The following is a 12,870-nucleotide window of genomic DNA, read 5'->3' as shown; positions in this document are numbered from 1 at the left end:
GGCCGCTGCCTACGCCATCACCGTCGTCTGGGTGCGTGGAACCCCGGCACAGCGCCTGATCGCCGAGTTCTGCATTCTCGTTCCCTTCTGGATTTCCGTGCTGACCCGTGCCTTCGGCTGGGTGGCGCTGCTCTCCAATCGCGGCCTGATCAACACGTGGCTGCAGGCGATCGGCTTCATCTCCGAACCGCTGGCGTTGGTGCGCAACGAATTCGGCGTCATCGTCGGCATGACGCACTTCCTCATTCCTTTCGCCGTTTTTCCGCTGGCATCGGCCATGCGCAGCCTCGACGACCGCGTGCTCCTGGCGGCGCGCGGGCTCGGCTCCAGCCGCATGCGCACCTTCTGGACGGTGTTCGTGCCGATGACGCGCTCCGGCATCATAGGCGCGGCGATGATCGTTTTCGTCTTCTCGCTCGGCTTCTTCGTCACGCCAGCGATCCTTGGCGGCGGCCGCAGCGTCATGATTGCCGAGCTGATCTATCTCAGGATATTCCAGAGCCCGGACTGGGGCTTGGGTGCAGCGATCAGCGTCGTGCTGGTGCTGTTCGTCGGCGCGCTGATGGCGCTCTTGTTCCGATATGTCAGACCGAAGCAGTTGATCTGATGCCGACCTACCGCCCCGGTCCCGTCTCGCTGATCATCGCCGCCTTCGTGGCGCTGTTCCTGCTGATGCCGCTGCTCGCCGTCATCCCGGTGTCGCTGACGCCGAGCCGCATGCTGGCCATGCCGTCGGGCGAACTGTCGCTGCGCCATTACCGGGCGCTGATCGAAGACCCGCGCTGGCTCCAATCGATTCTGCTCTCGATCCGCATCGGTGTCGTCAGCAGCGCCTTTTCAACTGTGCTGGCGCTGTGCTTCAGCCTTGGCGTCTGGATGTTCCAGCCGCGCTTCACCGCGGCCCTGGTCGGCTTCGTGCTACTGCCGATGGTGGTGCCGCCGGTGGTCTCGGCGATCACGCTCTACTTCTTGCTCACCTCGATCTCGGGTTTCAGCGCGTTCTTCGGCTACGACACCTGGCTTGGCGTCGCCATGGCCCATTCGGTGATGACCGTGCCCTTCGCCACGGTGCTGATGCTGGTCTCTCTCAGCCAGCTCGACCGCCGCATCGACCTTGCCGCGCGGGGCTTAGGGGCCACTGTGTGGGAGCGCGCCACCCGCGTCATCATGCCCAACATCAAGTTCGGCATCGTCACCGCCGCACTTCTCTCCTTCGTGCTGTCCTGGGAAGAAATCGGCGTCACCCTGTTCATCACCTCTGTCAACGCCATCACGCTGCCGCGGCTCATGTGGATGGGCTTGCGCGACAACATCGACCCGGCGATCGCGGCATTGTCGGTGATCCTGATCATCATCACCGTGCTGGTGCTGGCGGTGCGCAGTTTCGTGGCCAGGCAGCGCGGAGCCTAGACAAACCGCACCGAGACGCGGCCAAACCTGCCTAGATCGCCGATGACTTCGTCGCCTGCCTCGACGCTTATCGGTGTCACGCAGGTGCCGGTAATCACCACCTGTCCCGGCTGAAGCGCTATGCCCAGGCCCGACAGTTCATTGACGATCCAGGTAAGCGCGATGCGAGGATCGCCCAATACGGCTGCTCCCGATCCGCTATGTTGCGACCTTCCGGAAACGGACGCGATCACGGGGTGCTTTGCAAGATCCACGTCGTGCCAGTCGTCTTCCGCCGCCTCGCCGATGACAAACAGATTGGCGCAGGCATTGTCCGCAATGAGCTGCGGCGCCCCGACGGCGCAGAAATCGTCATACCGTGAGTCCGGGATTTCGATCGCCGGGTGCAAGCTCGCCACGGCTTCCATCGCCTCGGCGATTTCATAGGGTGCCGCACGAGGCGGCAGCTCGCGGCCGAAACGGAAAGCGAACTCGATCTCGGCCACGCGCATCTTGCTCGTCGCCAGGGAAACGGTCCCGCCGATCTCCACCGCTTTCTCGGCCAGGAGACGTCCGGCCATGGGGCCGTCGACGTTGATGTGCCTTTGTCCCGCCAGACTGGTCGCGGCAATCTTCCAGCCGAAAAGCGGAGCCGCCGAGCGATCCATGACATGCGACTGGACAGCGTAACCTTCGAGCCGTGTTTGTGGGCGCAACGCCTCGGGTATGGCGTCGAGACGGGTGCCCTTGTCCCAGTGGCCTACCAACAACCGCGACGCAGCCCTGGTCTTTTCTGCATCGAGCATCATCAGCTTCCGAAATTGCTTCCTGGATCAAAAACGGCAAGGAAACATTGCGTCATGCGACGCTGTATGGAGCGAGAATATGTGACCAGGAATCGAGAGTCCATGTTCACGGCGTGGTGCCCGCGACGGTGGTCTTGGCAAAGCCGCCCTTTCGAGATCATCGGCATCCATCATTCCGATGACGAATCGCCATCGCCTCTGCGCGTCGAATGGCTATATCTGTCAGAACACGCAGAACGCGGACAGCTTCCGAAAAGCAACAGTCGGCAGCGCAGGAACCGGAGGAAAAGACGATGACCGCGCCAGGCGATTTGCAGCAGGCAGTGTTTCTCAGGCTGAGAAGCGACGCATCGCTGTCGGCCTTGTTGGGCGGCGCCGGACTGCTCGAACGGCCAACCGACAACGCCGCTTTTCCGTACGTGACCTGCGGCCATACCTCCGCTTTCGACTGGGATACGGGCATCGAGAACACTGACGATCAGTTGATTACGCTGCATGTCTGGTCGAAAGCCCATGGTGATGCCGAAACGCTAGCCATCATGGCCGCCATCCAGGTGCGCCTTGCCGACGCAGCATTGGTGATCGGCCCTCGCGGCCAGACACGACTGTCGCTGGAATTTGCCGAAGCCCGCCATGACGAGGATCTGCTCGTGCATCACGGGCTGCTGCGTTTTCGCGCGATGACGCAGGAAAATGCCTGATGCGCTTTCAATATGGTCAAAACGGAGTCTAGACTGGACTTTCGCGGGATTTCGCCTGTTCGAGGCGGTGAAATCCCAGGTTGACTGTCTCGCGTTGCAGGGGTGTGGCGAGGATGTTTTCAGCGGCGTTCACCGTTCATTTCACGTTCAGCACCGATGCGTTACAACGCCGGTCATGAAAACGCTTCGCTCCCACTTCCGAACCGCGACACTGGCGCTTTGTGCTGCCGGGCTGTTTGCGTCGCAGGCGATGGCGATGCCGGTCATCGCGCCGCCCGACCTTGCCAGTCCGATCGTACTGGCGGCCTCCGATTGCTACGCCATCGGCCAACAGGTGGCTGAGCAGAATGGCGGAACGCTGGCCAAGGCCTCGCAATCGACGCGCGGCGGTCAGCCTGTCTGTGTCATCGTCGTGCTCGTTCCGGGCAAGGACGGACAACGTCCGCGCCGTTCCGAGATCGTCGTTCCGCTGAACTGATCCAATCAATCTTAGGCTACGTTTCCCAGGCCGCCGGAATCGGCCTATATCTGCCCCAGTTTTCAATCCTACAAAGCTCTTCCATCCGACAAAGCTCTTCAACAGGTATCGAACTCCGCATGCGTGTACTGGTCGTCGAAGATGACAAGGATCTCAATCGGCAGATATCGGATGCGCTGGTCGATGCCGGCTATGTCGTCGACCGCGCCTTCGACGGCGAGGAAGGCCATTTCCTCGGCGACACCGAGCCCTATGACGCGGTCGTGCTCGATATCGGCCTGCCGCAGATGGACGGCATCAGCGTGGTCGAGCGCTGGCGACGCGGCGGCCGCAAGATGCCGGTGCTGATCCTGACGGCGCGCGACCGCTGGAGCGACAAGGTTTCCGGCATCGATGCCGGCGCCGACGACTACGTCACCAAGCCGTTCCACATCGAGGAGGTGCTGGCGAGGCTACGGGCTCTGATCCGGCGCGCTGCCGGCCATGCCTCGTCCGAGCTGACCTGCGGACCGCTGCGCCTCGACACCAAGGCCTCCAAGGCCGATGTCGGCGGCGTGCCGCTGAAGCTGACGTCGCACGAATTCCGCCTGCTTGCCTATCTGATGCACCATATGGGCGAGGTCGTCTCGCGGACCGAACTGGTCGAGCATCTCTACGATCAGGATTTCGACCGCGATTCCAACACCATCGAGGTGTTTGTCGGGCGGCTGCGCAAGAAGATGGGCATCGACATGATCGAAACCGTGCGCGGCATGGGCTACCGCATGCGTGAGCCGGAGGCGTAACTCGGAACCGCTCAAACCAACCGCAAGGACGCCGCTTTCGCTGCGTTTGTGGCCGCGTTCGCTGACGTTCCGCGTCATCGCCTTTTCCACGGTCTGGGCGATCGTGACGCTCGTTGTCATCTTCACCTTGATCACCACCCTATACCGCCAAGCCAGCGAGCGCGGCTTCGACAGCCTGCTTTCGGCGCATCTGTTCAACCTGATCGGTTCGATCGGCATCTCCGACAGCGGTGCGCTGACCGGCGCGCCAGATCTCGGCGACCTCCGGTTCTCGGAGCCGAATTCGGGCTGGTACTGGTCGGTTGAGCCCGCTTAGGAAGGCGTGCATGGCGATCTCCATTCGTCGTCGATGACCACGACGATCCCGTCACCGAGCGTTGCCGAGGTGCCGTTCAACGCGAGCTTCCAGCGCAGCTACGCAGCCGAAGGCATCGACGGCGAGCAACTCGAAGTGTTCGAGAGCGAATTCGTCCTCGACGCCAAGAACCGCGCCGCGCGTTTCCGCGTCATGGGCAACCAGAGCGAACTCGAACAGGAAATCGCCACCTTTCAGCGCCGCCTGCTGACCTATCTCAGCCTGTTCGGCGTCGGCATGATCGCCATCAACGCGATCGCAATCCTGCTCGGCCTGCAGCCGCTGCGCCGGGTCAGGAACGCGCTCGCCATGGTGCGCGAAGGCACCGCCCAGAGGCTCGACGGCCGCTTCCCGGCCGAGATCGAACCGCTTGCCAACGAAACCAATGCGCTGATCGAAAACAACAGGCGCATCGTCGAGCGGTCGCGAACACAGGTCGGCAATCTCGCCCATTCGCTGAAGACGCCGCTGGCGGTACTGCTCAACGAGGGCCGCGCGCTCGGCGGCGCCAAGGGGCAGTTGATCGCCGAACAGGCGGCTTCCATGCAGAAGCAGGTCGAACACTATCTCCAGCGCGCCCGCGTCGCGGCACAACGCGACAGCGTCGTCTACCGCACGCCGGTGACGCCGCTGGTGCAGCGCATGGTGCGGGTTCTGCGGAAGCTCAATCCGCAGACAAATCTGTCGCTGTCGCTGCCGGCGGGCGAGATCGTCTTCGCCGGCGAGCGCGAGGACCTTGAGGAACTGCTGGGCAATCTCCTTGAAAACGCGATGAAATGGGCAAAGAGCGCGGTGCAGGTCTCGATCGTGCCCTTGACCGGCAAGGACGACCCGGCCGGCCTGTTCGAGATCGGCATAGAGGATGACGGTCCGGGCATTCCCGAGGACAAGGCTCGCGAGGCGCTGAAGCGCGGACGGCGTCTGGACGAGACAAAGCCCGGAACAGGTCTGGGCCTGGCCATTGTCGCAGACCTCGTCAACGAGTATGGAGGCGTTCTGGCGCTCGAACGGTCCGGTATGGGCGGATTGAAGGCGGTGGTGCGATTGCGGAGCCTTCAGTGATGTTCACCAGAGCCGATCGACATAGAGGGGCGGGAGATGTTGTTGGCGGCATGTCCATTGGTCCCGCAGCGGCCAGCGGCCAAATTTCCGACAAATATCAATATTATGGCCACGCCGACTTCTCGATGACGCGGCCCCCGGCGCATCCATGGCAGGCTCCAACTCAAGAAAACCGGTTGTTGGCATGAAGATTCGCGTCGCGCTTGTTTCCGCATTGCTGGCTGTTTCCGGCTGCACCACCTTGAGCGGCAAGGGTCCAACCGTGGCAGCGACACCGGCCTCGACACCTCCTTCCAGCGGCAAGGTGACCACGACGATCATTTCGGCGATGGGCGGCGGCCTCATCAGCGGGGCGATCGGCAACGGCCTCAGCGAGACCGAGAAGCGCAGCGCGCTCGAGGCTGAGTACAAAGCGCTGGAATACACGACCAGCGGCCAGAAGGTGACGTGGAAAGGCGCCCAGGCTTCGCGCTACGGCGAGGTGGTTCCGGCCCAGCCCTACCGCGTCGGTTCGCAGGACTGCCGCCAGTACACGCAGACGGTGTTTTCCGGCGGCGCCGGAGTCACGGCGCGCGGAACCGCTTGCCGCAACGCCGATGGCAGCTGGACGCCGCTGACCTGACGACCGTCTGCCGACGATTGGCGGCTGGCGTCGTCAAAGCGTCGCAGCATGCATCTGTTGGCACGGCAGAGCTCTGCCGTTATTGGAAGAACCATGCTGTTCTGGGTCATAGCCGCCATTCTCACGCTGGGTGCAAGCCTGGCGGTGCTGTTGCCGCTGGCCGCCAGCGCGAAGGGCGCGTCGTCGAGCGGCGAACATGATCTCGAAGTCTATCGCGACCAACTGTCCGAGCTTGACCGCGACGCCGCGCGTGGCTTGATCCAGCCGGCCGAAGCGGCCGAAGCCCGCGCCGAGATCGCTCGCCGCATCCTTCGCCTTGACAATGCGGGTACCGCCGGTGGCGCAAACGCGGGCCGAGCGCCGGCCACCGCAAGGCTGGTGGCAACCGTAGCCGTGCTGGCGGTGCCGCTGGTCAGTTGGGGGCTCTATGTCAAGCTTGGCTCTCCCGACCTGCCGTCACAACCGCTCAGCGAGCGGTTGGCCAAGAATCCCGCCGACAGTTCGGTCGACGAACTGGTGGCGCGGGCCGAAGCCCATCTGGCCGCCAATCCCACCGATGGCAGGGGCTGGGACGTGCTTGCCCCGGTCTATCTGCGCATGCAGCGCTTTTCCGACGCGGCGGATGCCTATCGCAACGCCATTCGGCTTGATGGCGACAGCGCCGTTCGCCAGGCCGGTCTCGGAGAGGCGATCGCCGGCGCGGCAGGCGGCATTGTCTCGGCCGATGCCCAGGATGCTTTCGAGGCAGCCCTGAAGCTCGATCCGGCCAATGCGAAGGCCAGTTTCTACCTGGCCATGGCGTTGGCGCAGGAGGGTCGCGCCAAGGAAGCGACCACGGCATGGCAGGCGATGCTGGGCAGATTGCCGCCGGACTCGCCATGGCGCGGTGCCGTCGAGCAGGCGCTGGCCAAGTCCGGCAACCCCGAAGTGGCTTCTGGCGACGCCGCCAACGGCCCCGATGCCGGCGATATCGACGCCGCATCCTCGATGTCGCCGCAGGATCGGGAAGCCATGATCAACACCATGGTTGCCGGCCTTGACGACAAACTGCGGCAAAATCCGCACGACCCGGAAGGATGGATGCGGCTCGTTCGTTCCTATGTCGTGCTTGGCAAGGCCGATCAGGCGCGTGAGGCGCTCGGTCGCGCCATTGCCGTCTTTGGGGCCGACAGTGACCAGGCGAAGAAGTTCACCGCCTTTGCCGCTTCGCTTGGGCTTGCGGCGACGGAGTAGAACAAGACATGACGCGCAAGCAGAAACGATTGTCGGTGATCGCGGGCGGCCTGGTCTTCCTGGGTGCCGCGACCGGGCTGACTTTCTACGCGCTTGGCCAGAAGGCCTCCTATTTCTACATGCCGGCCGATCTCACCACGGCAAGCGTCCAGCCTGGCCAGCGCATCCGGTTGGGTGGATTGGTCGAAAAAGGCACGATCCAGCGCGGGCAGGGGGCCACGGTCGGCTTTTCGGTCACCGACACGCACAAATCGGTCAAGGTCACCTATACCGGCATCCTGCCCGACCTTTTCCGCGAAGAGCAGGGCGTCATCACCGAGGGTAGTTTCGGCCCGGACGGGGTTTTTGTTGCCGATAGCGTGCTGGCCAAGCATGATGAGCGCTATATGCCCAAGGAGGTTGCGGACGGCCTCAAGGCCAAGGGCGTGTGGCAGGAGAGCAAGAGTGAATAGCTCCGGCAGGAGAGCGACAGTGGATCACGGGCATGGTTGAAACCGGACATTTCGCCCTCGTCCTGGCGTTTGCGCTTTCGCTGGTGCAGACGCTCGTGCCGCTGTTTGGCGCACGCCTGAACAACCAGCGCCTGATGGCCGTCGGGGGTCCGGTCGCGGTGACCGGCTTCGCCTTGACGGCGCTGTCTTTCGCAGCGCTGGCGAGTGCCTATGCGAGCTCCGATTTCTCGGTGGCAAGCGTGTGGGAAAACTCGCATTCCTTGCAGCCGTTGATCTACAAGATCACCGGAACCTGGGGCAATCATGAAGGCTCGATGCTGCTTTGGGTGTTGATCCTGACCTTCTTCGGCGCACTCGTCGCCGCTTTCGGCTCCAACCTGCCGGCGACGCTGCGCGCCAATGTGCTTGCGGTGCAAGGCGCCATCGGCGCCGCCTTCTTCCTGTTCATCCTGGCGACGTCCAATCCGTTCATCCGGCTCAACCCGGCGCCGATCGAAGGCCGCGATCTCAACCCGATCCTGCAGGATCTCGGCCTCGCCATCCACCCGCCGTTCCTCTATCTCGGCTATGTCGGCTTCTCGATCTGTTTTTCCTTCTCGGTCGCCGCTCTCATCGAAGGCCGCATCGACGCGTCCTGGGCGCGCTGGGTGCGGCCGTGGACGCTGGTCGCCTGGATGTTCCTGACCGGCGGCATCGCCATGGGATCGTACTGGGCCTATTATGAACTTGGCTGGGGCGGTTTCTGGTTCTGGGATCCAGTCGAGAACGCGTCTTTCATGCCGTGGCTGGCGGGCACCGCGCTGCTCCATTCGGCCATTGTCATGGAAAAGCGCTCGGCGCTGAAGATCTGGACGCTGCTGCTCGCCATCCTGACCTTTTCGCTGTCGCTGCTCGGCACCTTCCTCGTGCGTTCGGGCGTGCTGACCTCGGTGCATGCCTTTGCAACCGATCCGACCCGGGGCGTGTTTATCCTGTGCATCCTGACGTTGTTTATCGGCGGCTCGCTGGCGCTGTTTGCGCTGCGCGCTTCCCGGTTGACGACCGGCGGCCTGTTCCACCCGATTTCCCGAGAAGGGGCACTCGTCCTCAACAATCTGTTCCTGACCACGGCGACGGCGACCGTGCTTGTCGGCACACTCTATCCGCTCGCTGTCGAAGCCTTTTCAGCCGACAAGATCTCGGTCGGCGCGCCGTTCTTCAATCTCACCTTCGGGCCGCTGATGGTGCCGCTGCTGCTCGTGGTTCCGTTCGGGCCGTTGCTGGCCTGGAAGCGCGGCGATGTCTTCGCCGTCGCGCAGCGCCTGATGGTGGCCTTTGCTGCGGCACTGCTGGCGACGCTGGTCACCGCTCTGTTCATCGACGGCGGCTCGGTGTTCGCAGCCCTGGGCGTAGGCCTTGCCGTCTGGCTGATCCTTGGCGCGCTCACCGATCTCGCCGTCAAATCCGGCTTTCGGACCGTCGCAACGGGGATCATGGTCCGGCGCTTGCTCGGCTTGCCGCGCTCGGTCTTCGGCACAGCCTTCGCTCACCTCGGCCTCGGCCTGACCACGCTCGGCATCGTCGGCACACTTTGCTTCGGCACCGAGAAGATCCTGTCGATGCATGCCGGCGAGACCGTCGAACTGTCCGGCCATACGCTGCGTTTCGTCGGGCTTTATCCGGCCCAGGGACCGAATTACAGCGAGGATCGCGGCCGCTTCGAGCTGATCGGCGTCAGCGGCAGCCCTGTTGGCGAAATCAGCTCCGCCAAGCGGTTTTATCCGGTGCGGCAGATGACGACGACGGAATCCGGCATCAGGACGATCGGTTTCTCGCAGCTCTACATCTCGCTCGGCGACGAGGGCAAAGACGGTTCGGTCGTCGTGCGTTTGTGGTGGAAGCCGCTGGTGACGTTGATCTGGGGCGGTGGCCTGATGATGATGGCGGGCGCGGCGATGTCGCTGATGGACCGGCGCCTGCGCGTCGGCGCGCCGTCGCGACGGCGCAAGCAGGCGAGCGTGGTGCCATCCGCGACCCTGCCATGAACGCACGGCTTTCGCTGACCTCCATTATCCTGCTGCTGGCGCTGTTTTTTGCCGGCACGGCCTTGGCGGTGAAGCCTGACGAGATGCTGCCTGATCCTGCACTTGAGGCGCGGGCTCGGGCGCTTTCGGAAGGCTTGCGCTGCATGGTCTGCCAGAACCAGTCGATCGACGAATCCGATGCCGACCTTGCCCGCGACCTGCGCGTCCTCGTGCGTCAGCGCCTCGTCGCCGGCGACACTGACCAGCAGGTCATGGACTACGTGGTTTCGCGCTATGGCGAGTTCGTGCTGCTCAAGCCGCGTTTCGACCTGCGCAATGCATTGCTGTGGGGCACGCCTGTCCTGCTGTTGCTGGTGGGAGGCGTTTTCATCGTGCTGACCGCGCGGTCGCGTCGCTCGACGGCAACCAATGCGCTGACCACTGAGGAACAGGCGGCGCTGGACAAGATACTAGGCAATTAGCTCGGCCATTCCTCCGAGGGCCAGTCCCGCGACGTGTGAATGACGCGCAGGATAACGACGCACTGACGGCCAGCGATCGGGCGCAACTCATAAGCAATGATGTACGGCGGGCGGCCGATGAACGTCTCATATGTGCCTGTTACCCGGCCTGGCCGGCCCGTCGCCATATCACCAAGGCCTCGGCCCATTTCACGAATACGATCCGCCAGGCGTGCTTGCTGTCATTTATGAAAGCCTTGTGCTGAGTTGTGTACAAGATAGCGCATAGGGCATCGCGGCCAACGGGTTTGTGCGTCTCCCGACCCCAAAACATTACCAAAGTTTCATGTGTCGGAAATGGCGCTGTAATGTGCGCCACTCTAATTCTCTTGCTTGAGGATGCCCATCAGCAGCGTCCATTTGGAAAGAGGATACGAGATCCATGAATATTGCCCCCCGTTCATATTCCGTCACCCGCAAGCGTCTCATGGCTGCCGTCGCGTCTGTAGCCGTGGCCGGTGCGATCGGCGTCGGTGCGCTGACCAGCGGAACCAGCCCTGTTCTGGCCGATGCCGTGCGCGTCGAGGCGCCGCAGGTACCGGGCTTCGCCGATGTCGTCGAGCGGGTTTCTCCCGCTGTTGTCAGCGTCAAGGTCAAGGCCAAGATCAGCCCGGCCGCCGATGACGGCTCGGACCCGTCCGACGATCAGGATGGCATGAACAACCTGCCCAACAATCCGCAACTGCGCCGCTTCTTCAAGGAATTCCGTGGATTTGGTGATCAGGACGGCCAGGGTGGCGGCAACAGGCGCTTCAGCCATCGCGACCGCAACAACGACCAGCCGCGGCCGGTTGCACAAGGTTCCGGCTTCTTCATCTCGGATGACGGCTATCTCGTCACCAACAACCACGTCGTTTCGGAAGGCTCGGCCTTCACCGTGGTGATGAATGACGGCAAGGAACTCGACGCCAAGCTGATCGGCACCGACCCGCGCACCGATCTCGCCGTGCTCAAGGTCGATGGCGTCGGCAAGTTTACCTATGTCGACTTCGCCGATGACTCCAAGGTTCGCGTCGGCGACTGGGTGGTGGCCGTCGGCAATCCGTTCGGCCTTGGTGGCACCGTCACCGCCGGCATCGTCTCCGCCCGCGGCCGCGACATCGGCGCTGGCCCTTATGACGACTTCATCCAGATCGACGCATCGGTCAACCGCGGCAATTCTGGCGGCCCGACCTTCAACCTCAACGGCCAGGTCGTCGGCATCAACACCGCGATCTTCTCGCCGTCCGGCGGCAGCGTCGGCATCGCCTTCGACATTCCCGCTTCGACCGCCAAGCAGGTCGTTCAGGACCTGATGAAGAGCGGTTCCGTTCAGCGCGGCTGGCTCGGTGTCGAAATCCAGCCGGTCACCTCCGACATCGCTGAGTCGCTTGGTCTGAAGTCCAACAACGGCGCACTGGTTTCCAGTGCCCAGGACGATGGTCCCGGCAAGAAGGCGGGCATCACGGCCGGTGACGTGATCACCCAGGTCAACGGCAAGGACGTCGCTTCGCCGAAGGAACTGGCACGGCTGATCGGCGCCTACTCGCCTGGCAAATCGGTTGACGTCACCGTGTGGCGCGACGGCAAGAGCCAGACGGTCAAGGTCGATCTCGGCAAACTGCCCTCGAGCGACAAGCAGGCCTCTGTCGACCAGTCGCAGCCTGCCGCTCCGGCAAAGCCCGACACGCTGGCCGATCTCGGCCTGACCGTCACCAAGTCCGAAAACGGCAAGGGGCTGGTGGTGACCGACGTCGATCCCGACAGCGATGCTGCCGATCGCGGCATCCAGCCGGGCGACGTCATCACATCGGTCAATTCGACCGAAGTGAACGGCACCGACGACGTCACCAAGGCGATGACCGAAGCGGTCAAATCCGGCCGCAAGGCAGTGCTGATGCAGATCACCCGCGACGACACCAATCGTTTCGTCGCGCTGCCCGTCGCCAAGGGCTGAGGTCGGCTCCGGAGCGTTCTCTCGGCCTTCCGAGACGGGTGAGGGCGTTCCGGCGGCAAGTTGGACTTTTCCAGTGCGCCGGTTCAACACCCCCGAGCCGCCGTACGGGAAAGCATGGAGGAGCGCGCGTTAGTCAGTCATCGCGCCTTCCCCCGGCGGCAGCGGGCTTCCCATCGCCCGCTGCCGCACAATTTCAAAAGCGCTTCAACGATCCGATGCCAACGACATCGGCAGCGAGCAGCTTTATCGCGCACTGCTTCGAGCGATCTCGGTCGCGATGCGCTTTGGCAAAGGCCACAATGCAGATGTCTGCCACTCAACCTTCCGGCGAAATCGCGTATAACAGCCCTATGAAGATTCTCGTCATAGAAGACGATCGCGAGGCTGCGGATTACTTGCAGAAAGCCTTTGCCGAGGCCGGTCACACCGCGCATGTCGCCGGTGACGGCGAAACCGGCTTTGCGCTCGCCGACGCCGGCGACTACGACGTGATGGTGATCGACCGGATGATGCCGCGTCGCGACGGC

General features: G+C 63.3%; 13 protein-coding genes and 2 pseudogenes. 13 read left to right on the top strand and 2 right to left on the bottom strand.

What is annotated here, in order from left to right; translation table 11 throughout:
- Nucleotides 1-607: ABC transporter permease (locus EN879_RS08435; RefSeq protein WP_164774342.1), on the top strand; the 607-nt coding region annotated here is incomplete at its 5' end.
- Nucleotides 607-1,410 carry an ABC transporter permease gene (locus tag EN879_RS08430; protein ID WP_013532643.1) on the top strand — a complete coding sequence of 268 codons (804 nt, stop codon included), beginning with the start codon at nt 607-609 and terminating at the stop codon, nt 1,408-1,410. The genes EN879_RS08435 and EN879_RS08430, both read left to right, overlap by 1 nt.
- Here EN879_RS08430 and EN879_RS08425 read toward each other — a convergent pair.
- Nucleotides 1,407-2,195 carry a fumarylacetoacetate (FAA) hydrolase gene (locus EN879_RS08425; protein WP_013532642.1) on the bottom strand — a complete coding sequence of 263 codons (789 nt, stop codon included), beginning with the start codon at nt 2,193-2,195 and terminating at the stop codon, nt 1,407-1,409. The two genes, EN879_RS08430 and EN879_RS08425, sit on opposite strands and share 4 nt — an antisense overlap.
- Before the next feature lie 293 nt (nt 2,196-2,488).
- On the opposite strand from EN879_RS08425, the gene EN879_RS08420 reads away from it, so the two are divergent.
- From EN879_RS08420 to EN879_RS08380, 9 genes and pseudogenes are all read left to right on the top strand, one after another.
- On the top strand, nt 2,489-2,896 hold the full coding sequence (locus EN879_RS08420; protein ID WP_013532641.1) for a DUF3168 domain-containing protein: 408 nt from the start codon (nt 2,489-2,491) through the stop codon (nt 2,894-2,896).
- Between the two features lie 175 nt (nt 2,897-3,071).
- Nucleotides 3,072-3,374, top strand: coding sequence for a hypothetical protein (locus tag EN879_RS08415; RefSeq protein ID WP_013532640.1), 303 nt, complete (start codon nt 3,072-3,074; stop codon nt 3,372-3,374).
- A gap of 119 nt (nt 3,375-3,493) precedes the next feature.
- Complete coding sequence (locus EN879_RS08410; RefSeq protein WP_013532639.1) at nt 3,494-4,159, top strand: response regulator transcription factor; 666 nt, start codon at nt 3,494-3,496, stop codon at nt 4,157-4,159.
- Nucleotides 4,143-5,576 (top strand): annotated as a pseudogene (locus EN879_RS08405) (ATP-binding protein). The gene EN879_RS08410 and the pseudogene EN879_RS08405 overlap by 17 nt, the downstream one beginning before the upstream one ends.
- A gap of 184 nt (nt 5,577-5,760) precedes the next feature.
- Nucleotides 5,761-6,198, top strand: coding sequence for a hypothetical protein (locus EN879_RS08400; protein WP_013532637.1), 438 nt, complete (start codon nt 5,761-5,763; stop codon nt 6,196-6,198).
- A 93-nt stretch (nt 6,199-6,291) separates the two neighbouring features.
- Nucleotides 6,292-7,431 (top strand): c-type cytochrome biogenesis protein CcmI, encoded by a 1,140-nt coding sequence (gene ccmI / locus EN879_RS08395; RefSeq protein ID WP_013532636.1) that lies wholly within the window; start codon nt 6,292-6,294, stop codon nt 7,429-7,431.
- Between the two features lie 8 nt (nt 7,432-7,439).
- Entirely contained in the window at nt 7,440-7,883 is a 444-nt protein-coding gene (gene ccmE, locus EN879_RS08390; RefSeq protein WP_013532635.1) for a cytochrome c maturation protein CcmE, read from the top strand.
- 32 nt (nt 7,884-7,915) lie between these two features.
- Nucleotides 7,916-9,907, top strand: a complete 1,992-nt coding sequence (locus EN879_RS08385; RefSeq protein ID WP_013532634.1) for a heme lyase CcmF/NrfE family subunit — start codon at nt 7,916-7,918, stop codon at nt 9,905-9,907.
- Complete coding sequence (locus tag EN879_RS08380; protein WP_013532633.1) at nt 9,904-10,368, top strand: cytochrome c-type biogenesis protein; 465 nt, start codon at nt 9,904-9,906, stop codon at nt 10,366-10,368. Before EN879_RS08385 ends, EN879_RS08380 begins: the two co-directional genes overlap by 4 nt.
- Here EN879_RS08380 and EN879_RS08375 read toward each other — a convergent pair.
- Nucleotides 10,365-10,583 (bottom strand): annotated as a pseudogene (locus EN879_RS08375) (type II toxin-antitoxin system RelE/ParE family toxin); the annotation flags it as partial. The gene EN879_RS08380 and the pseudogene EN879_RS08375 overlap by 4 nt on opposite strands.
- Before the next feature lie 206 nt (nt 10,584-10,789).
- On the opposite strand from EN879_RS08375, the gene EN879_RS08370 reads away from it, so the two are divergent.
- Both EN879_RS08370 and EN879_RS08365 read left to right on the top strand, forming a co-directional pair.
- Complete coding sequence (locus EN879_RS08370; RefSeq protein WP_013532632.1) at nt 10,790-12,343, top strand: Do family serine endopeptidase; 1,554 nt, start codon at nt 10,790-10,792, stop codon at nt 12,341-12,343.
- Nucleotides 12,344-12,693: 350 nt separating this feature from the next.
- Nucleotides 12,694-12,870 (top strand): response regulator (locus tag EN879_RS08365; protein WP_164774343.1); only part of this gene is annotated, 177 nt, incomplete at its 3' end.

The sequence above is a fragment of the Mesorhizobium sp. M7A.F.Ca.AU.002.02.1.1 genome, assembly GCF_003998535.1.
Lineage (GTDB): Bacteria > Pseudomonadota > Alphaproteobacteria > Rhizobiales > Rhizobiaceae > Mesorhizobium > Mesorhizobium ciceri.
Note: the sequence above shows the minus strand (reverse complement) of the source record. Positions and strands in the feature narration are given on the sequence as shown.